Source organism: Nocardia sp. NPDC058499 (assembly GCF_042719915.1).
In the GTDB taxonomy this organism is placed as follows: domain Bacteria; phylum Actinomycetota; class Actinomycetes; order Mycobacteriales; family Mycobacteriaceae; genus Nocardia.
Map to the genome: position 1 here is coordinate 23,606 of NZ_JBHXMZ010000022.1, position 20,141 is coordinate 43,746.

Here is a 20,141-nt window from a genome sequence, read left to right on the forward strand (position 1 = left end):
GAACTGTGTCTCCGGACGCCCTTCTCCTGCTTCCCCACGATATTTCCGCGGGCTTGACCGTGCACCTGCCCAGGCCGATGCACGGCGGCCCGGCCCCCAAGCTGGAACCGAGGTGATCATGACTCCCTCCGTCAATCCATCCGACGCCTCCGCGGAGGGGCCCGACCTGATCCCGCACCGGTTGGCGTCCGCGCCGACCGCTCAGGGCATGGTCGTGCCGTTCGTCACGCTGGCACATCGTGACCGGTCCCGGCCGGTGTGGGGGCAACTGGACGCCACCCGGTTGCGCGCGGCGCTGGTCGAGCGGCTCTGCCAGATCTGCGGTGACCCGCTCGATGATCCAGTCGTGGTGTATGTGCGGCCGGCGGATTTCCTGCGCGGGATCGCGGTGGAACCGGCGACGCACCGCGCCTGTGGTGCGTATTCCACCCGCGCTTGTCCGATGCTGGCCGGGCGCATCCACCGCTACAACCCGGTCACCCGGGACCGGTTCGCCCGCTGCCAGGATCCGGCCTGCACCTGCCGGTACTGGACCCGCGGCGAACCCGAACCTGCCGAAACACCGCGGGAAGGCCAACCCGCCGACGCCTGGTACGAGGTCGAGATCGCGTTGGCCGACTACCGCCTCGCCGACGACCCCGACACCGCGCGGAGCTCAGCAGGAGTAGGAATCGACCTGCGCCACCCGACCTTCCGTCGAATCCGCCGGATCCGAGACGCCGCGCCGGGCACCGACGACCGCCAACCCGTCGATCCACTCGCCATGCTCATGGTCGTCCGTGAATTGTTCCGCGACGGCGGTCCCTTCGCATAGCCCCGCGCCCATTCTCGATCACTTCCGCCAGCGTGACCCGTACTCACCCGCCTCCCCGGACGCAGTCGATCAGCCGGCGCCTTGCCCTCGACGAACCCCCTTTTTTGGAGTCCGCATGCCCGATTCACCGTCTACGCCCGCCCTCGATGACCCGCGCCGCCGGCTGGCGTGGGCGACGGTCGCGCGCGCCGCTCTCTCCCACGCCGAGGTCGTGCACGACCTTCTGCGCGCGCTCCCGGTCGAGGAGGTCACGTTCCGCCTCGACTCCGGCACCATCGCAGAGATCCCGGCGGGTGTGCGGGAGCAGGCCGAACGCGACCTCGACCGCGGGCACCGCTGCGGTGCCCGCTTCCTCACCCCCGACGACGACCAATGGCCCCGCGACTGCCTGGCAGGGCTCGATGCGCCCGGCACGGGCACGACCAGTCCGCTCGGGTTGTGGGTCCGGGGCAGCGCGCGCCTGGACCTGTTCACTCGGTACCGGGTCGCGGTGGTCGGGGCGCGGGCCGCCACCGGCTACGGCATCCAGGTCACCGCCGACTTCGCCGGCGATTTCACCAGCAGGGGCTGGATCGTGGTCTCCGGGGGCGCGTTCGGTGTCGATGCCGCCGCGCATCGCGCCGCTCTGGTGCGCCAGGCACCCACGATCGCGGTTCTGGCCACCGGCATCGACCGCGCCTACCCCGCTCCCCACGCCGACCTGCTCGACCGGATCACCGAACACGGGCTACTCGTCTCGGAATATCCACCCGGCACCCACGCCGCGAAAGAACGGTTTCTCCAGCGCAACCGGCTGGTCGCCGCCTTGTCGCGGGCCGTGGTGATCCCTGAGTGCGGACTGCGCAGCGGCACCCGCAACACCGCCCGCTGGGCCACCACACTCGGCCGGCCCGTCTTCGCCGTGCCGGGGTCGGTGTTCTCCGCGGCCTCGGTCGGCTGCCACGACATGATCGGCACCGGCACCGCGCGCCTGGCCACCGGCGCCGCCCAGGTCATCGACGCCCTCACCACCGAGCCTTCCCCCTTGTAGGGCTGGCCGCGCCGGAGCAGGCGATACCGGCCGCAGTCGGCGCTCGTCCCCTCGAAAATTCCTGATATCGGAGGTCATTGCTGTGCCCGACACCCACCCCGACACCCTGACTCGGACCGACTACGACCGGCTCGAACACCTCGGCATGGCCGGTGCTGTCACCGCTTTCACCGACACCACCACCGTCGACCGGTGGCGCGACCTGTTCCCCGGATGGAAGGCCCGGCACTGGGCTTACGGCGACACCGACGGGGTGCTGCGGCTGGCACCGGTCAACGTCGCCCGCCGAAGCGCCGATCGCGCCGCGGCCTGACTGCTCCAGTTCCGTCCCGGCATGGGTGGTGCACCACGTACCCGGTGGTGCACCAACCGCCTCGTATCCCACGTAAGGAGACTGCTTTGAGTTCGACCACTCTCACCGTCGTCACCGACCCCGACGAAACCCCCGATGACACCCAGACCGCCGCACGGGAGCCGGTGACACCGCGGGCGGAGGCCGCCTACCTGTCTCCGGGCGAGGTGGTGATCGCCGACAATGTCCGCAAGACCTTCGATCTCGCCGATCATCCCGACGAGGTGGCCTCGATCCGGGAGTTCGGTGTCGGGTTGCCGATCCGGGCCGAACGCGGACCCGACGGCACCGTCTACGCCATCGACGGACAGTTGCGTGTGCTGATCGCCCGCGAGGTCGGGCTCGACCACATCCCGGTATGGATCGTCGACACTCCCGCCGGTGTCGATGACACGGAGCAGCGGATCCAGCGGGCGTTGATGCAGATCAACCTCAATGACCGCCGCGTCCCTTTGAGTGCAGGGGATCGGGCGGCCGGGATCGCGCAGATGCTCGACCTCGGCGCCTCGCTTACCCGCGTGGCGAAAGGATTGCAGCGCAACCGCGCCGAGATCCGCAAGTCCGCGGCCGTGGGCCGCTCGGAGGCCGCGAAAGAGCTGCTCGGTCGCCGCCAGTACAGCCTCGACCAGCTCGCCGTGATCGCCGAATACGAAAACCTCGGCGACACCGACGCCGTCGAACGCCTCACCCAAACCCCGAGCTACAACTTCACCTACCTGCGTAACCGGATCGACGCCGACCGCACCGAAACCCGCAACCGCCTCCACGCCGCCCTCCCCTACGCCGCAGCCGGGTTCGGAGTCCTCACCACCGAACCCGACACCAGCGGCGACGACGCCTATATACCGGCCAGCATGCTGGCCACCGCCGACAATGGCGAGGTCGATGAGACAGCGATCTTCGCCGACGCGACCCGGTGGGTTGTCTATCTCAGCGTCGTGGAGAACGCACTGCTGGTCGACCGCGACACCGGCGAGATCGTCGACCGCGCAGAGGTCGACTGGAACACCCGCCGGGACAGTCACACCTCACCCGGCGAGGGGTTGCGGCATGCCGACACCGTCGAATACGCCGACCGGTGGACCCCGCACTACTACCTGCCCGCCCGCGAGCTCGCCGGTAGTGGCTTGCAGTACGCCACCGATCCAGCCGAAGCCACCCGTCTGGCCGCCGCACACACACTGGCCGAACGCGAACAAGCGCGCCAGGAACGGCGGATGGTGCGCGAACTCAACGTACGCGGCCAAGCCGCCAAGAACCGCCGCCTCGACAAGCTGCCGGAAATGGTTGCCAAGGCCACCCCGCCCGCGGGTGCGGCGGTCTTCCTCGCCCAGACCCGCGCCCACACCCTCGAAGGTAAAGCCCTCGACCTGACCGGCACCCTGCTCGGGCTGCCCGCCGGCCGCGATGCTCTGCTCGCCGCGATCGAGACCGCCTCGCCGAACCGGGCCACGACCATCCTGCTGGCGATGGAACTCGCCGACCACGAAACCGATATCGACAAAACCCTGTGGCGCCACAGCACCTCGGCCACCGACCGGTACCTGCGCTACCTGGACGCGATCGGACCCGACTACGACTTCGCGCTCGTCGATGTCGAGCAGGCCGCCGTCGGCGACATCGACCACCACGACATCGATATCGCCGCCTGACTCCGAGGCTCCGATCACGGGGCTCCGCCGCGCGCCGGCCGCTTCCTCACGGAGCTCGGCCGGCGTGCGGCGTGGCGACGGCACTGTCCTGCTCACCGATACCGGGACTCTCCGTCCCGGACCTGCGAAAGGTTCTGTCGAATGCCACGTCCGGACTCGATCGATCTCTGGTTCCCTCTGGGCGAGGTCTTGGTGGTCGCCGAACACACGATGGCCGCCACCGCCCATTCCCGGTGTCCCTACGCCGACGATGCCACCCCGACTGCGCCGTCACTGATCTGGACGAAGAACGACGGCACCTACCTGTGGAGCAACGCGATCCCCCGCCAGCCCCGCGACCCGTCGGACCCGGACTCCGATCCGAGGGTGGTGCACGCGCTGGGCTGGGGGCCCGGCACCGGGCCCCCAGCGATCGGCTCCACACCGGTCGGTGGTGACGACTTCCACGAACACATCGACATCACCGAAACCCATACCGGCGGGCACACCCTCATCGGGTTGATCCGCGAATACAGCACCGACAACGGCTCGCTGGTCATCACCGCCATGCCCGGCCGCTTCGAAATCTCGCTCACCACCACCGGCCCCCGAGCGGCCAGCCGTCGCCGGCCGCGGCGGTAACCGGTGACCACGGCGGGGTGGGTGCAGGCCCCGGAAGGGGGTACACAGGACCGCACCCACCCACGCCACACCGACACCGAACCGGAAAGGGGGAGTCACGGTCGCATCGGCGGGTGCGCCACAAGGAGACGAGAAATCGAGGTCCAAACCCCCGCAACCCCCTGACGCACCAGCCACCATAACCTCCCAAGACACGGACCGGAAGGGTAATCCTGGACGCCGCCTCTCCTACCCGGACTGCCGCGGCGTAGAAGTCGCCGTCAGCTGGGCAGTCGATCAGGGGTGTGTTCGGGCGGCAGCCGGATACTGTCGTAGGGCACCCACTGCCGCACAGTGATCGTCTCCAGCCGGTTGGCGGTAGAAAGTTCCACAGCGATCTCGGCGTACCACGCGGTGGTCCGGCCGAGCCGGGACCTGGCCCACGCGTGCTGGGTTGCCGGGATCCACTCCTCACCGAACCGGGGATCCACGCTCGCGGCCAACTCCCCCAGCCCAGGCCCCATCACCCGCCGCCGTGGCTGCTGCGGCGGGACCCAGAGTTGCGGGGGTCGGCCTGCACCGGCCGCGGCCGCGCCAGCCTCCGCACCACGGAGGGTCCGGACGCCGTCATTGCCCGCTCGCCAGCGGTGCATGGTCTTCGCCGGTGGTGGATGCCGGTGCCTGCACTGTCCAGGTCGTGCGCCCGCCGGCGGTTCCCGACAGCGCCAGTTGTGTGCGCCGCAGCAGGCCGTGCCGTGCGAGGGTCTCGACCTCGAGGTGTAGCTGGCGGATCCGGCCTCGCCCGGCCTCCAGCCCGGTGTAACCGGTCACGCGGGAGCGCAGTAACAGATCGGGGTGCGGCCAGTCCGGTGCGGTCACCAGCACCACGGTGTCGTGGCGGTGAGCGCGCGGCGACGATCCGCGCCCGCGCCGCTGTCACCGCCGCGGTGTCGAGCACCACCACCCCGAGCCCATCGCACAACACCGTCGCCACCCCGACCGGATCGGGACCCGGGTCCCGGATATGCGCCAGCCGCGCCAGCACACCACCCATTTCCGCGACCGCCAGCAACCCTAGCCGGGCGGCCCCGGCCACCGCGGCCCACTCCCCCGCCGCCGTCACCCCGGCGAGTAATCCGGCCAGTAACGCCCCGCTCCCGACGCACGCCACAACGCTGCCCCGGGCCAAACCGCCGTGGGGTAGGACCGCGCCCAACCCTGGACCGATATCGATCACCGAACCGGCCACCGGGCCCAGGGAGGACGGCTCGGTCGCTGCCGTCTTGCCACCCACCTTTCCCGGAATCTCAGCGATCCGGGCCCGCAGACGCATCAGCTCATCGGCACGACCCGACCGGGGCGGGCGCACGCCCACCCGGCTCACCACCACCCATCAACTCGAACATACATTCGAAATGATGACACAGGGCGACTCCCGGTACCAGCACCCCCATCCGAACCGCCCCCGTTTCACAGCAGTGCGCAGAACGCGACATCGTCCAGGCGATCGGTCACCCGACCCAAGCTCGCACGCCGACCTGCCCCGCTGGACCGGCGCGACCGACCGGCTCCCTGAGCGCGGACAGAGCGGATAACCACCCAAGCCCCCGGTCTCGTTCTCCCATTCTCCCTGTCGGGCGCAGGGCCACCACGCCGCGTCAGCAGTGGCGGGTCGCGGCGTGGTTCCGGGTACCCGCGATCACCGAAGAGGTAGGTCCAATAGGGCCGTACCGGGGTTTGTCATTCGATTTGCCCACCACCGAGTTGAAGGAGCATGCTCATGCAGGGAGACACGACCCTGACCGTGATCGGGAATCTGACCGCCGACCCGGAGCTGCGGTTCACCCCCACCGGTATCGCGGTCGCGAATTTCACCGTCGCGTCCACGCCACGGTATTTCGACCGCGCGGCCAACGAGTTCAAAGACGCCGAGCCGCTGTTCCTGCGCTGCACGGCCTGGCGCGACACCGGGGAGAACCTGGCGGAATCGCTGACCCGCGGGGCACGCGTGATCTTGTCCGGCAGACTCAAGCAGCGCCGCTGGCAGACCCCCGAAGGCGACAATCGCAGCACCGTCGAACTCGAGGTCGACGAACTCGGCCCCTCCCTGCGGTATGCCACCGCCACCGTTCAGCGTACCAACCGCCGCAGCACCAACCGCGACGCCACTGCCGGGGCACCCGAAGCCGGGTCGGCCCAGCTCGTCGGGGCCACCGCCGGTGGCGGGGACGCATGGGGCGGCAACGCATGGAATACCGCCGCGGGATTCTGACCAACCTGTGCGCTCAGCACGAAGGGCGGTCCGGTCGTCATGCCAGCGCCTTGGGCGTACCAGGCGCGTACCGAGCATGAGAAAGGAGAGTTGATGTCTGCGTTCATCGTCGGCAACGAACATATCGACATACTGGTCAATGCGATCGCGCAGTACGGCGTGGCCGGGCAGGGTGCGGGGCGGACCGTGTTTCGCAATCTGGGTCAGATGTTGTGGGACGAGAACGTCTGCTCGGTCGATTACCGGTACCGGGAGGACAACCCTCGCTCCCGCTATGTCCTGCACACCACCGAGGGTGAGCTCGACGCGCTGGCGGTGCTCAAGGCCGCCCACTGCTACGAGTACCAGTCCTGCGAACACCCCGAGTGGGACGACAGCCAAGCCCGGACGTGGATCACGCGGCTGCGCGAGGCGATCTATGCCGAACAGCCGGACTACGCCACACCAGTACCGGGCCACTACTCGGGCCACCTGGTGCCCGCCTATCAGCTCCACGTCGAATACCAGCAGTGGCTGTGGCCGTTCGCCCGACTCGAAGACGCCGTGACCCGCCCTACCGACGCCGAGGCGCAATACCGCGCATCCGTCTCCGCTTGAACCGGAGTCGACGGAAATAGGCGCAGACCGCGCCGCCGCCGCGCCGGTTGCGACCGTGGTGGGGTGAGCGGAGGGTGCGGGGTGGGCTGGCCGGCTGCCCCGCCTTCCTGAGTGCTACCAGGGCGCGGTCCCGCCACGGCTTCGGGCCCGCGCCCGGTCACCACCGAATTTCCCCGGGCGCCTCCTCTCGGCGGTCCGTGCCGGTTCGCGGGCAGTGCGCGGGAAATTCGGTGCCGCCCGCGGGGGCGCCTTCCCTGCGCCGTGTCGGGCCCGCGCCCTGGTCGAGTCGCACTCAGGCGGGTCAACCGACCAGCCACCCAGCCCCGTACCAGGGGTGCGTGCGCGTTGCGTACGTGCCCAGTGGTGCGGGGCTGCGTCGTTTCTCCTACCAGTCAGGAGCCCTGTAATGACCGCGACCCTCGCCACTCCGTCCCCCGCTACTCCGACCCTCGCCACCGTCGACCTCACGCTGTCCCCCTTCGCTTATGCGGTGTGGGATGTCGACTACCTGCTCGACACCGATCCACGCCGCGCGCGCCGGGTATTCGCCGAGGCGCTCACCTCGGCCTCGGCCGCGGAGCGGGCGTTTCTGGAGCAGGTCGCCGACATGCTGACCCGTAACCGGTGGCCGGTCGCGGCACGCCAGCTCGGCTGGCTGGCCAAGAGCCGCCCCGAACTGCGCGACATGGTCATCCACTACACCACCGACACCGACCCGGGCCTGCACTTCCCCGCTATGCCCCGCATCAGCGAAGCGCCGATCGAGGCCACCGAATGGGTCCGCCGCTCGATCCGCGAGCAACACGACCGCGACCGCCTCACCGCCACCCCGTCCGAACTCACCGACAAAGCCCGGCTGCGGCCCGAGGCGCTGGCCTACCGCCTCGCTCGCCGACCCCGACGGTTGCCTGCCGGGATGGTCGATCTGCGTCATCGTGGTCGAGACCGCCGTACCGTGCTCCGCCGCGAGGCCGAGTTCGCTGCCTACGCCGCGACCCGGCTCTACGCCATCGACCACGACTTCGAAGCCGCCGACGCGGAGGTGGTGGCGGACCCGCGGAAACCGGCCGACGCGGTGTGGGCGCACGTGCAGGCCGGGCTGTGGGACCGCTCCTACTACCTGCACGTCGCGCAGAACTACACCGACCGCGACCGCGAACTCCTCGACCCCGAACCCCCGGCCACCGGCGCGACGCGCGCGCGGTCGGGTCGCCACACCGCACTCGACGACCAGGCCACGCAGTACCTGCGCGCCCACGGCAGCGACCCGGGGATCAGTGAGGAACGTCGCGACCGGCCGCGTCGCCGTCCCGCCGCTCGCGGGTATGTGCGGGTGCTGGATCAGAATCGGCTCGCCCAGAAACGCACCGGAATTCCGACCCCCAGCGACTACGACGAGTTCCGGCCCTACAGCGAACTCGACGCACCCGAAACCACCTGGGAAGGCTCCGGGCTGGATTACGACCTCGCCGCGATGGTGCCCTACCTCGGCTGGCCGTGTGTGAACTGCTGGATCGACCGCGCCGACATCGACCGCCGCCCCGTCCACCAACGCGTCGGCCGCCTCGTCAGCGACGACGGGCTCTGCGATTTCTGCCGCGACGCCGGACACCCCGGCATCCCGCCACTGTCTGCGCCGTGGACCGGCCGCGACTTCGTCGAATCCCGCTGCGCCTACATCGCCACCACCTACCCGCGCCAGGCGCGCGCACTGCTCGACCGCATCCGCGCCGCCGCCGCCAACTCGGGACCGACCTGGCGACTGATCACCCGTTGGATGGCCACCCACCTCGACGGGCCCACACCCACCCCACGCTCCGCCGCACGCACTTCGGCGTCGCGGCCGCGTCGCTCGTCCGCGCTCGGCGCGGGCCAGCGCATCGGCCGCTGCGACGGCTGCGCCCGCAACGGCGTCGTCCACGCCGACAACCTCTGCACCCAGTGCCGCGTCGACCTCGGCGTCGCTGCCCCACGCGAGCGTACGAGCAGCGCAGCCTGACCCAGTTTCCTTTCTTCCCTTCGACTCCGGTCCGCCGCGGTGTCCACTCCCGCGGCGGACCGGCCGCCAACCGACACCTCCCCCGTCTGTCAGGAGTCTTGTGCGACGCCGACTCAACTTCCTCGCCGCCCTACGCCCCTCGCGCACCGCGCCCACCGCCGCGGCCCGTCGGGTCCGTGTGTTCTGCAACAACGACCGGGACATCCTCGACGGTTACCAGCCCGAGGCCCACCTTGTGCTCGCCTACACCCTCACCGCTCCCACGGCGTGCTCCGATTCCCAGATCCTCGAGTGGGTCTTCGCGATGTTCAACGACCACCCCCTCGACGCGGACGACGAAACACACACCCGCGCCTGGTACGACAGCGGACTACGGTCGCTGTCCGTCGGCGACGTCGTCGCGATCGACGACAACTTCTACGCCTGCGCGTCTATCGGCTGGATCCCGATCGAACCCCGCTGACGCCCGCGCACCCGGCACGCGCCGGGTCGTCACCGAGTTCCAGGGCACGGATACGGAACACGCTTCCGCATCCGTGCCCTCCACCCCACACCATCCACCACACACCCACCGCCCCTACCCCTCACTCACCCCCAAACCCATCGCCCCTCTACACCCCCTCGCGCCCCCACCACCCCTCCTCCACACATTTTCAACAAGCAGACCTCTTGCATTCAGGATTGCAATCTGATAACGACCAGCGCATTCGCGGGAATTCACGCAATTTGCGTGAATTCCATGCCTTGTAAAACATTTCCCCCGGGGCGCTGACTGAGTATATGACCGCCACGCTACACAAGGTCGCTGCAGGAAACGGATATCAGTATTACCTGCGAAATGTCGCCGCCAACGACAGGGAGTCGCGCGGCCGGTCGACCCTGTCCGACTATTACTCCGCACACGGGGAGTCCCCCGGGGTCTGGCACGGCACCGGTTTGGCCGCATTGCGGCTGTCACCTGGCGAGGAAGTCACCGAGGAACAGATGAAATCGCTGTTCGGGTTGGGGCGCCACCCGAACAGCGATCTCATCGAAGCCGAGATCTACGACGAGCAAATCAAGCTCGGCGCCACTCACCAGGAAGCAGCGAAAGAGGCCGACAAGGAATCGCGTTTAGGCAACCCTTTTCGTTTCTACGGTGGCGTTTCCGAGTTCCGGAAACACTGCCAGGCCGCGTTCGAATCCTATAATTCGCTACGCGGAGCCGACCCCCGGGACCCGATTTTCGAATCGGAACGGGAGTGGATTCGCACCACGGTGGCGACCGAGATGTTCACCGAACAATACGGTCGCCTCCCCCTCAACGACCGCGAACTCTCCGGTTGGGTCGCCGTCAACTCCCGGCTGACCACCGCCGTGGCCGGGTTCGACATCACGTTTTCTCCGGTCAAAAGTGTGTCGGCATTGTGGGCCCTGGCCCCCAGAAACGTTGCTGAGCGGATCGAGGCCGCGCATCAGGCGGCGGTCGACGATGCCCTCGCCTGGCTCGAAGACCACGGGATCTACACCCGGTTGGGCCGCAACGGAATACGGCAGGTCGATGTCGAGGGCCTGGTCGCGGCCCGATTCACCCACCGCGACAGCCGCGCCAGGGACCCGGACCTGCACACCCATGTGCTGATCGCCAACCGAGTCCGCCCCGCCGATGGCCGCTGGCGCACCCTCGACGGGGCCGCGATCTACCGAGTCGTGGTCACGGTCTCGGAGATCTACAACACCCGCCTCGAACACCACCTCCAAGACACAGTCGGTGTCGAATTCGCCGAACGCCATGGCCACGTCACCTCCAAACGCCCCATCCGCGAAATCATCGGCATCCCCGTCGAGTTGATTACGCACTGGTCGCGCCGCGATACCGCAATCACCGAACGCCTCGCCGACCTCGCCGCGGCATTCCAGCATGAGCACGGCCGCGAACCGATCGCCACGGAAATGTACGGTTTGGCCGACCGCGCGACCCTGGAAACCCGACCCCCAAAACACGAATCTCGTTCGCTAGCCGAGCAGCGCCGCGACTGGCGCACCGAGGCACTCGAATTGCTGGGCGGTCGAGTTGCACTCGCGGAGATGCTGCAGGCGGTGTCCGATCCGCTCCATCCGGCGCGACGACCGTTGACACCCGCACAGATGGCAGCAACCGCGCAGCGGGTTCTCGACGTGGTCGCCGAGCAGCGTTCCACCTGGCGGATTCACCATGTGCGGGCCGAAATCGAACGCCAGCTCCGCGGGAGAATCGCGGGTCGCGACTGGGCACACACCACCGAAACCGTACTGGCCGAGACCCTGTCACCGGTGCGGGTGATCGCCGCCGACGACCCCGAAATCGCAGAACAGCCCGTACTCGGGCGCGTCCCGGCGGCGTTACAGCGCCGTGACGGGGCCGGCGTGCACACGGTCGCCGGCACTCGTCTGTACACCTCCGCGGCCGTGCTGGCGACCGAGCGTGCGTTGATCGCGTTGGCTGCCCAGCCAGGAGGGCGTCAGCTCGCGCTGGGCACCGTGGCCGAGGCGGTTCGCCACTACAACGAGGCCAATCCGGACCGGCCACTGAACGCCGGTCAGGTGGCGGTGATCGAAGGGTTCGCCACCTCGGGGATGCGGGTGCAGACCGCGAACGCGCCGGCCGGGGCGGGGAAAACGACGGCGATGCGGGTGCTGACCGACGCCTGGAGCCGCGACGGAGGCACCGTGCTCGGGTTGGCGCCGACCGCCTCAGCCGCGGCGGTGCTGGCGGACTCGATCGGCGCACGGGTGGAAACGGCCGACAAACTCCTCGACGTCCTCTCCCGCCACACCTCGATCCCGGCCGATCCGGCTGCCGATCGACCATACCCACCCCTGCTACCGGAGTGGGTGCTCGAGATCGGGCCGGACACGTTGGTGATCGTCGACGAGCACGTCAAGGTCGGCAATCTGAAACGTCTTCGGCTGCTGCGGTTCCTCACCGACCGCGGCGCGACGGTGCGCTGTATCGGCGACGATCACCAGCTCCCGGCGATCGAGGCCGGCGGCGCAGATGCCGATATGGTCGCCGCCGCACCCGAACACACGCTCTCGTTGACGCATGTGGTGCGGTTCGCCTCCCGCGCCGAATCCGCGGCGAGTCTGCGATTACGCGACGGGGCTGCGGCCGCGCTTGGCTGGTATCTGGACAACGACCGCATCCACGCCGGGCACACCGGCGCCACCCACGATGACGCCTACACCGCCTGGATCGCCGATCACCGCGCGGGTCGGGAGGCGATCATGCTCGCCGGAACTCATGATGTGGTGGCCGCGCTCAATGCCCGCGCCCGCGCCGATCACCTGGCCCGTGCCGGTGCTGATCCGGGTGCGGAATGTGTGCTCGCCGACGGCTTGTGCGCGTCGGCCGGGGACATCATCCGTACCCGCCGCAACAATCCTCGGTTGCGTGTCGGGGACCGCGATTGGGTGCGCAACGGCTACGCCTGGACCGTCACCGCCGTTTACCCCGACGGCAGCCTGACCGCGACCCACCGCCGATCGGGCGGCACGGCGGGGCCGAGTGTGGAGTTGCCCGCCGAGTATGTGCGCGAATCGGTGCGGCTCGGATACGCGACCACGATCGATTCCGCGCAGGGAATCACCGCCGACACCTGCCACGTCGCACTCTCCGGCAGCGAATCACGACAGCAGCTGTACGTCGCGCTCACCCGCGGCGTGCACGCCAACCATGCCTACGTGCCCACCGCGCTCGACGGCGCGGAGGGATCGTTCTTCAGCTTCGCCGCGGTCCATCCACGCACCGCCGTAGAGCACCTACTGGCGATCCTCGCCCGCGATGGCGCCCAGAAATCCGCGCACACGATGCTCCGCGATGCCACCGACCCGCACCAAAGGATCGGCCGCGCCCTCGACATTTTCCTCGACACCGTCGGCGTCGCCGCCGAAGAAACCCTCGGCCAAGCGGGCCTGGACCGAATCGACGCCGCTGCCGAACAGATACATCCACATCTGACCGATGCCCCCGCCTACCCGGTGCTGCGCCAGCAGTTGGCGGTCCTTTCGCTGTCGGGCCGCGACCCCGTCGAGGCACTGGTCGACGCAGCGGCGGACCGCGAACTCGATACCGCCCACGATGTCGCCGCCGTCCTACACTGGCGCCTAGCCCCCGCAACCGACACGTCCGGCGCCAGCCCGCTGCCGTGGATCAGCCCACCGCCCAGGTCATTCACCGACACCGAGCTCGCGGACCATGTACGCGCCAGGTGCCGGATCGTGGCAGATCTGGCACGCCGGGTCCACGCCGAGGCGTTCGGTTGGACCACGGTCTCCGCGCCGGCATGGGCGCGGCCACTGCTGCCCAACGAACCGGAGCTGGTGGCGGATCTGGCGGTATGGCGGGCGGCATTGCATATCGACGACACCGATCCCCGTCCCACCGGCCCGACGCGTTTTGCCCGCAACGAACACGACTATCAGCACCTGCTCGATGAACGGGTCACCGAGGGCCCCGGCGATATCGACACCCCCGCGAAGCGGTGGGCGCCGCTGGCCGAGCAGATCGAACCCCGCCTCACCGCCGACCCGTACTGGCCGGTGGTCGCCGCGCATCTCGATACCGCTCGCCGCGCCGGCATCGATATCGAGTCCTTCCTCACCGCTGCATCCGCGCTCGGCCCACTACCCGACGAGATGCCCGCCGCCGCGCTCTGGTCGCGCATGAATCTGGACACCACCGTCTCAGCCCCCTCAGGATCGACCGGTTTGCGGCCGGGCTGGGACGAGGCGCTCACCGGTGTTCTCGGTGACAACCTCGCCTCCGGGGTGCGCGCTGAGGCGGGCTGGCCGCGCCTGGTCGCGGCCGTCGACCTCGGCACCAGCGCCGGATGGGCGGCCCACGACCTGCTGTCCGCCGCACACGACCTACTGTCCGCCGCCCGAACCGGGGCCGAACCCGCACTCGCAGTCCCCAACTTGGTCACCGCCCTCACCTGGCGCATCGAATTGCTCCTCCGCCCCACCCCGACCGGCGACACAACCGACCCGTCGGCCTGCAGCGACCCCCTCCACGACACAACACCACCCGAGGGGCACGCCACCACCGGGGTCGGACCACACGCCGATCACAGGACCCGAGACCCAGTTCCGCCCGATCCCGGCTCCGGCGAACCCCCGCCGCAGAAGCCGCCCGCCGAGACGTGCTCCAGGGACCCCGACACCGGCAACTTGCAGAGAGAAGGAACCATGGCCGACGACACCCGCAGACCCGGTGAAACCTCGGTCGAACCGGACTCCGAACGCACCCCCACCGCAGACGGATCAACCACTGGGTCGGAGTCAGAGGATCTCCCAGAAGGAGTCCGGCGGGTGACCGCATTGTTCGCCTCCGGAAACCTAAACGCCGGCACCCGCGCCCTCAACGACGTCCCGGAACAACATCGCGCCACCATGCGGCGAGTAGCAGAGATACTGCACGCGCACGCGTTCCCTATCGCACGCGCCCGACTGAAATGGGCCGCCGAACAATATCCCGACCTCCGAGCAACCATCCAAGCCTGCACACCACACACCGACCCCGGCCTCTACCGCCCAGACCGCAACCACGACGGATGGCAACCCCCACACGACTACCGCCGCTGGACCGACCCCAGCCGACAGTCCCCACCAGATCCGCGACGAAACCGCCCCGACAGCGCCGACCGCTACTTCGACAACCGACCCGACCTCACCGATCCCTGGGCCGGCGACCGCATCCCGCGAACCGAGGAACGCGACAACGGCGACAGAACACAACGCCCCGACGCAGTGACCGCACGCTGGGCCGGCGACCGCCGCTTCGACCGCGAAACGGGAGCAGGTCGAACAAGGGGGCCGGACGGTTCGGTCAGCCTGCCTCCTCTGCAAGACCCGGCGCCGTATGGAAGCGGCGGCGTGGACCACGAGAGGATCCTCCTCGATACCGTGCGCGACCTACCCTGCGTCGAGTGCGGAATGGAGCGCGCGCTCGCTGATCACACGCCGCGACCAGACCACACTATCCGCACCGACTCTCACGACGACGGGCTCTGCGGGGATTGCCGCGACACCGGTATCCCCGGCATTCCGCCCCATCTTCCCGGCGAACGCATCACCGCCCGCGCCGCTCACTTCGCCGCCACCCGAGCACCGACCGAGGTCCTGGCGTTCCTGCGCCGCGACTGGACCCGACTGCCACTCAGCGACAAGTTCGCCCTCAGCGACTGGGTTACCCGCCACGGACTCGCCGCCGCCGGCCAGCCAAACACCGGCCAAGAAATCTCCGAACCACCACACCACCCTGACAACGACGCCGAACTCCATGCACCCGAGAGCACCGCCGACAATCCGCTGCTCATGCTGACCGACGAAGATCTGATGGAACGCATCGCAGCGTTGCAGCAGCGTCTCGCGCTAACCGACACCGACACCGAGTTGTTCAACCCGCCCGCATTCCGGCGCGGCAGTAGCGCCGACACTGACGCTGCGGTCGAAGGTCATCGCGCCACTCAGGTCGCAATCTGCGCCGCCCGCGCCGCCGATCGCGACCTGACCGCTGCCACCCGCGCAGTACACGCGGCCGGCAGCGCACTGCAGACCGCTCGCACCGAACTCGAGAACATCCCCACCGGTAAGCAGGACGACCGCCGCGCGCTAAGCGCCCGTGTCGATAGCCTCCTCGCCGCACAGCGCGATGCTGCCGACACTCGCGATTCGGCCCGAACCGCCGCGCGCGACGCCACTCGCCGCGCCCTGCGCCTCGCCGGACCACCCGACCGATGGGATAGCGTCCTGGCCCGCCCGACCCCCAGCCCGGTGCTGATTCTCCCAGCTGCAGACCCAGTCGAGGATGCCGATGTCGCTCGTGAAATACAAGACCGCACCAGCGATATCGAGCGCCGACTGGCCGAGATGCACGACGAACAACAGCGCCGCGCGGGACTGACACCCGACCAGCTCGAGACCGAACAAAAGTTCCGACGCCATCAACCGATCAGCCCCGACACGGCAGACCTCACCGAACCTGAGACCGGCCCTGCCCCCGCCGACGAACTAGGCCTGTGATCTCCCACCACCGACATCCGGGAAACGTCAGAGGATGGCGGCGTCACCGATGTTGCGCTGCATACTCCCTGCGTGCTCCGGCAACCGGGGACTGTGGATTTAAATCCACAGTCCCACTCGCCGACACGGTGCCACCGCTGAGACACTCCGGGCAGTGCGCGATGATCGTCGGTGATCGGAGGTTGCGGCCCGATCCAGCGCGGTGTCCCGCCCATGTAGCTTTGACCCGCTCCCCGTGGATGCGACCAAGCTGATCCGGCCCCCGAGTACGTGACCACCGTTACGAGGGTTGAGGCAGACTTGACCACCAGGAGGTCATGATGCCGAAATCGTATCCGCCCGTACTGCGTCGGCAGGTGTGTGTTCGCATGCGTTCCAGGGAACGCGTCGCCGAGATCGCAGCCGAGACGGGTATCTCCGAGGCCACACTATTCAAGTGGAAGGCACAGACCCTGGTCGATGCCGGAGTCCGCGAAGGCGTGCCGAGCGTCGAGGCCGACGAGTTGGCCTCAGCGCATCGCCGGATAGCTCAGCTCGAGGCCGAACTGAAACTCCCCAGGGATGCCTGCGAGTTGTTCGACGAGCAGGCGGAGATATCCCCAAGAGAAAGTACGCGATCGTCGAAAGACTGATCGCACGCGGTCATTCGGGCCGGGCGGCCTGCCGGATCGTCGGCCTGCACCGCGCCACCTTCTACCGACGGCGCAAACCCTCACTGTCCACACGGACATTACGCCGGACGGTCGTGGCCGACGAGATCGGCAGGATCCATCTCCGTTCCCGCGGCACATACGGGCGTCGGCGAATCCAGGCGGCGTTGCTCAGCAAGTGCGACATGGTGTTCAACCACAAGCTGATCCATTCGATCATGAGCGAACTGCGGCTTTCCGGTCTTCCGCGGCAAAAGGGACGAAAACCCAACCTTCTCGGCGTCCACACGTCGTCGGACCTGGTGAACCGCGTGTTCACCGCCGATCGGCCGAACCGGCTGTGGTGTTCGGACATCACCGAACATCCCGCGCGTGACGGAAAGGTTTACTGCTGCGCGATTCTCGACTGCTTCAGCAAGCGGATCGTCGGCCGATCGTTTTCCACGATCCCGGATACCGCGTTGGTCAACAACGCGGTGAACATGGCTGTGCGGGAACGCGCGAAATTCCATGGGGCGATTCTGCAGGCCGACCACGGCGTGCAGTTCAGGTCCTGGTCGTTCGGTGAAAACCTGCGGTAACACAACCTGGTTCCCTCGATCGGCACCGTCGGCGACTGCTTCGACAACGCCGCTATAGAGGCGTTCTGGGGACGGATGCAAACAGAACTACTGGACACCAGGAAATGGGCCACCAGCCTCGAACTCACAGCCGCGATGGCCGACTGGATCGACAACTTCTACAACACCGAACGTCGCCACAGTTACCTCGGCCACATCAGCCCTGACGAGTATGAAACACTGTGGCACGCTATCCAGCCCGAGCCTCAACTCTCGTAACCCTGGCTCCCTTTCCAGGGGCCGGATCAAGTGGTCGCGTTATCGGGGACTGGTCGATTCTCTGGCCCAGACTTTCGCGCCGTTGACCCACGTCTCATCGACCGCGGGGGGTTCGTTCGAATCCAGCTCACCGTCGAGAACGACCAAGTCGGCGCGCTTACCCACAGTGATCGAACCTCGTTCGTTCTCCTGTCCCCCGGCGTAGGCGGCGCCGGCAGTGAAGGCATGGAGCCAGTCCTCCCTGGCCAGCGTCTGGTCGCCTGCGAGTGACGCCGCGCCGGTCCTGCGAATGGAAGCTGCCTGCATATTGAGAAGCGGCCCATATGGCATACAGGGGTCGTCCGAGGAGGCCGAGATGGTGATTCCGGCTTCTGCCATATCGCGAAAACGGAACGTATTGCCGTGGACGTGTTCGCCATGTGAGTCGAGGAAATTGGACATCATCTCTGGCATCCCAGGCTGAACGCTGGCGATAACCCCTAGCTCTGCCATATCTGAGATGTGCTTCGGGCTGCTGAAGAAGCCGTGTTCGACCCGGAAACGGTGATCATCGTCCGGCCGCGTGCGCGCGGCCTCGAGGAAGGCGGACAGCGTGTGATTCATTGCCACGTCACCGATCGCGTGGACCGCGACTCGGAAGCCGAGTGTGATCGCGTGGGCGAGCGCTTCGGGCATGCTCTCGTTGAGGATGCCGGTGTGACCGTGGTCGGCGGAAAAGGCCGGAACCTGGCCGCCGTCGGCAAAGAACTTCACCGGACCGACGCGATACCACTCATCCCCCTCCCCGGTGGCGGGGCCATCGATTCGCCGGTCGCGGTTATCGGAGAACAGGAACTTGGAGTGAGGCATTGCGAGTACCGATACCGGAAGCGCGCCCTTGGCGGCCAGCCTTCGATAGGCCGCCTCTGCTTCGGGACTGCATGCCGCGTCGTGGATCGCAGTGATGCCCTCCTGAAGGAAGGCCCTCGCCCGGGTGGCAAGTGCATCGTCGTACTGCTCAGGATCGTCGAAGCCTTCGATCGAAGCGGCGTAGGCCGGGCCGAACGCGCTCTCGTACAACGCTCCCGTCAATCGTCCTCTGGAATCGCGTGTTCGCAGCCCGCCGCGCGGGTCTTCGCTCTCCTCGGAGATGCCAAGGATGTCGAGTCCTCGCGAGTCTACAACTCCGTCATGGCATGAGGTGTGCCCGATCATGATCGGTCGATCGAATCCGAAGCTGTCGAGCAGGTCGCGATCGATCGGCAAGAACCCCCACCAGTTCGCTCCGCGAATCCACGGTGCGTCCGGCTCCGATTCAGCTTGACGAACGAGCGCCTGCCGCAGATCGTCAGGAGTTTGCACCGGCGACAGATCGACCCATCGCGGGAACAACGCCGATATGGAGAGATGGTTGTGAGCATCGATGAAACCGGGCAAGAGCCAGCGGCCGTTCAGATCGACAACGTTCGTCGAAGGAGCAGTATTCGCGGCTGCCAGTGCCCCATCACCGACTTCGACGATGCGCCCGCCTCGGATGCGGACCGTGGATGCGCTCGGTTGGCGTTTATCCATCGTCTTGACCCGCCCGTTGATGAAGAAGGTCTCATTGGGTGTTGTCGTCATGCTTCTTTCGCTCCAGGGGAATGACGGCGGCTGCGCAAATAGCAGCCCCTACTGTTTCAGTTCACCAGTTGGACACACTCTGCGACCTACACGGTGGTCGAAGCCTCGTTGGAAACGGAAACGCACACGGCGATCTCTTGGCACTCGAGGCACCCCAACTTGCCGTGCCGGTACGATGCGGATTTGACCTCGGCGAGATGCATTTCGACCTCAGTTCGCTTGTCGCACGTTGTCATCCGCGACGCGATCGATCCTCTATTTCAGACTCGATTGACCATTTTTCTACTCTCACCGAATCGAGTCGTCAAGAGGTACCAGCACGCTCGCGATCCACCGACTCCGATGCGCTGCGCGAGAGAGGTCTCGTGAGCCCCACGCCGCTGACCGACTCTCGCGAGGGCGCGTTCCGTGGACGAAGCGGCTCAGTCCCGACGGACGCCTCAGCCCGAACAGCGGAATTGGTAATAATCCGCGGTCGTCGGCGCCAGCGTTACCAAGTCTGCAGCGGCACGGCACCTCGCCGATGCGCACTCCTCGACCCGGTCGGCGACCACAGGAGTGGCACCCTGGCCCCTGCCAGCTGTGGCGAATACGCGCTAGCCTCCCCTGTTCGTGCAATTCCGGCACGTAGTGCCGGAATTGGCGAAAGGGTGCTCTGACCTGCGATAATCGATTTGCTTAAGACCAAAA

The 20,141-nt window shown here is 67.7% G+C and carries 16 protein-coding genes; 13 read left to right on the forward strand and 3 right to left on the reverse strand.

Translation table 11 applies throughout. The annotated features are described in order from the left end of the window. Window positions 1-118: 118 nt before the first annotated feature. The 5 genes from ACFWPH_RS33660 (at window position 119) to ACFWPH_RS33680 (ending at window position 4,469) form a co-directional block, all read left to right on the forward strand. Window positions 119-814, forward strand: a complete 696-nt coding sequence (locus ACFWPH_RS33660; protein WP_378756342.1) for a hypothetical protein — start codon at window positions 119-121, stop codon at window positions 812-814. A 115-nt stretch (window positions 815-929) separates the two neighbouring features. After that, the gene (dprA, locus tag ACFWPH_RS33665; RefSeq protein WP_378756343.1) at window positions 930-1,844 is read left to right on the forward strand and encodes a DNA-processing protein DprA; all 915 of its coding nucleotides are present in this window, start codon (window positions 930-932) and stop codon (window positions 1,842-1,844) included. An 82-nt stretch (window positions 1,845-1,926) separates the two neighbouring features. After that, window positions 1,927-2,157 carry a hypothetical protein gene (locus tag ACFWPH_RS33670; protein ID WP_378756344.1) on the forward strand — a complete coding sequence of 77 codons (231 nt, stop codon included), beginning with the start codon at window positions 1,927-1,929 and terminating at the stop codon, window positions 2,155-2,157. Between the two features lie 86 nt (window positions 2,158-2,243). Continuing rightward, on the forward strand, window positions 2,244-3,848 hold the full coding sequence (locus tag ACFWPH_RS33675) for a ParB/RepB/Spo0J family partition protein (RefSeq protein WP_378756345.1): 1,605 nt from the start codon (window positions 2,244-2,246) through the stop codon (window positions 3,846-3,848). Between the two features lie 141 nt (window positions 3,849-3,989). Next, window positions 3,990-4,469 carry a hypothetical protein gene (locus ACFWPH_RS33680; protein ID WP_378756346.1) on the forward strand — a complete coding sequence of 160 codons (480 nt, stop codon included), beginning with the start codon at window positions 3,990-3,992 and terminating at the stop codon, window positions 4,467-4,469. 260 nt (window positions 4,470-4,729) lie between these two features. Here ACFWPH_RS33680 and ACFWPH_RS33685 read toward each other — a convergent pair whose 3' ends face one another. Both ACFWPH_RS33685 and ACFWPH_RS33690 read right to left on the reverse strand, forming a co-directional pair. Then, the gene (locus ACFWPH_RS33685) at window positions 4,730-4,972 is read right to left on the reverse strand and encodes a hypothetical protein (RefSeq protein ID WP_378756347.1); all 243 of its coding nucleotides are present in this window, start codon (window positions 4,970-4,972) and stop codon (window positions 4,730-4,732) included. 103 nt (window positions 4,973-5,075) lie between these two features. Further along, entirely contained in the window at window positions 5,076-5,327 is a 252-nt protein-coding gene (locus ACFWPH_RS33690) for a hypothetical protein (RefSeq protein ID WP_378756348.1), read from the reverse strand. A 901-nt stretch (window positions 5,328-6,228) separates the two neighbouring features. Between ACFWPH_RS33690 and ACFWPH_RS33695 the strand changes: the two genes are divergently transcribed. From ACFWPH_RS33695 to ACFWPH_RS33730, 8 genes are all read left to right on the forward strand, one after another. Further along, window positions 6,229-6,720, forward strand: coding sequence for a single-stranded DNA-binding protein (locus ACFWPH_RS33695; protein ID WP_378756349.1), 492 nt, complete (start codon window positions 6,229-6,231; stop codon window positions 6,718-6,720). A gap of 93 nt (window positions 6,721-6,813) precedes the next feature. Next, window positions 6,814-7,317: a hypothetical protein gene (locus ACFWPH_RS33700; protein WP_378756351.1), complete on the forward strand. Its 504-nt coding sequence runs from the start codon at window positions 6,814-6,816 to the stop codon at window positions 7,315-7,317. A gap of 406 nt (window positions 7,318-7,723) precedes the next feature. Beyond that, window positions 7,724-9,316 carry a hypothetical protein gene (locus ACFWPH_RS33705; RefSeq protein WP_378756352.1) on the forward strand — a complete coding sequence of 531 codons (1,593 nt, stop codon included), beginning with the start codon at window positions 7,724-7,726 and terminating at the stop codon, window positions 9,314-9,316. A gap of 100 nt (window positions 9,317-9,416) precedes the next feature. Continuing rightward, window positions 9,417-9,779 (forward strand): hypothetical protein, encoded by a 363-nt coding sequence (locus ACFWPH_RS33710; protein ID WP_378756353.1) that lies wholly within the window; start codon window positions 9,417-9,419, stop codon window positions 9,777-9,779. Between the two features lie 317 nt (window positions 9,780-10,096). After that, window positions 10,097-16,360 (forward strand): MobF family relaxase, encoded by a 6,264-nt coding sequence (gene mobF / locus ACFWPH_RS33715; protein ID WP_378756354.1) that lies wholly within the window; start codon window positions 10,097-10,099, stop codon window positions 16,358-16,360. Window positions 16,361-16,680: 320 nt separating this feature from the next. Then, complete coding sequence (locus ACFWPH_RS33720) at window positions 16,681-16,992, forward strand: transposase (RefSeq protein ID WP_378756359.1); 312 nt, start codon at window positions 16,681-16,683, stop codon at window positions 16,990-16,992. Continuing rightward, entirely contained in the window at window positions 16,992-17,591 is a 600-nt protein-coding gene (locus ACFWPH_RS33725) for a DDE-type integrase/transposase/recombinase (protein WP_378756360.1), read from the forward strand. Before ACFWPH_RS33720 ends, ACFWPH_RS33725 begins: the two co-directional genes overlap by 1 nt. Window positions 17,592-17,609: 18 nt before the next feature. Then, window positions 17,610-17,849 (forward strand): integrase core domain-containing protein, encoded by a 240-nt coding sequence (locus tag ACFWPH_RS33730; RefSeq protein ID WP_378756362.1) that lies wholly within the window; start codon window positions 17,610-17,612, stop codon window positions 17,847-17,849. A gap of 39 nt (window positions 17,850-17,888) precedes the next feature. Here the strand turns inward: ACFWPH_RS33730 and ACFWPH_RS33735 are convergent, their stop codons facing one another. Further along, on the reverse strand, window positions 17,889-19,451 hold the full coding sequence (locus ACFWPH_RS33735; RefSeq protein ID WP_378756356.1) for an amidohydrolase: 1,563 nt from the start codon (window positions 19,449-19,451) through the stop codon (window positions 17,889-17,891). Window positions 19,452-20,141: the final 690 nt, after the last annotated feature.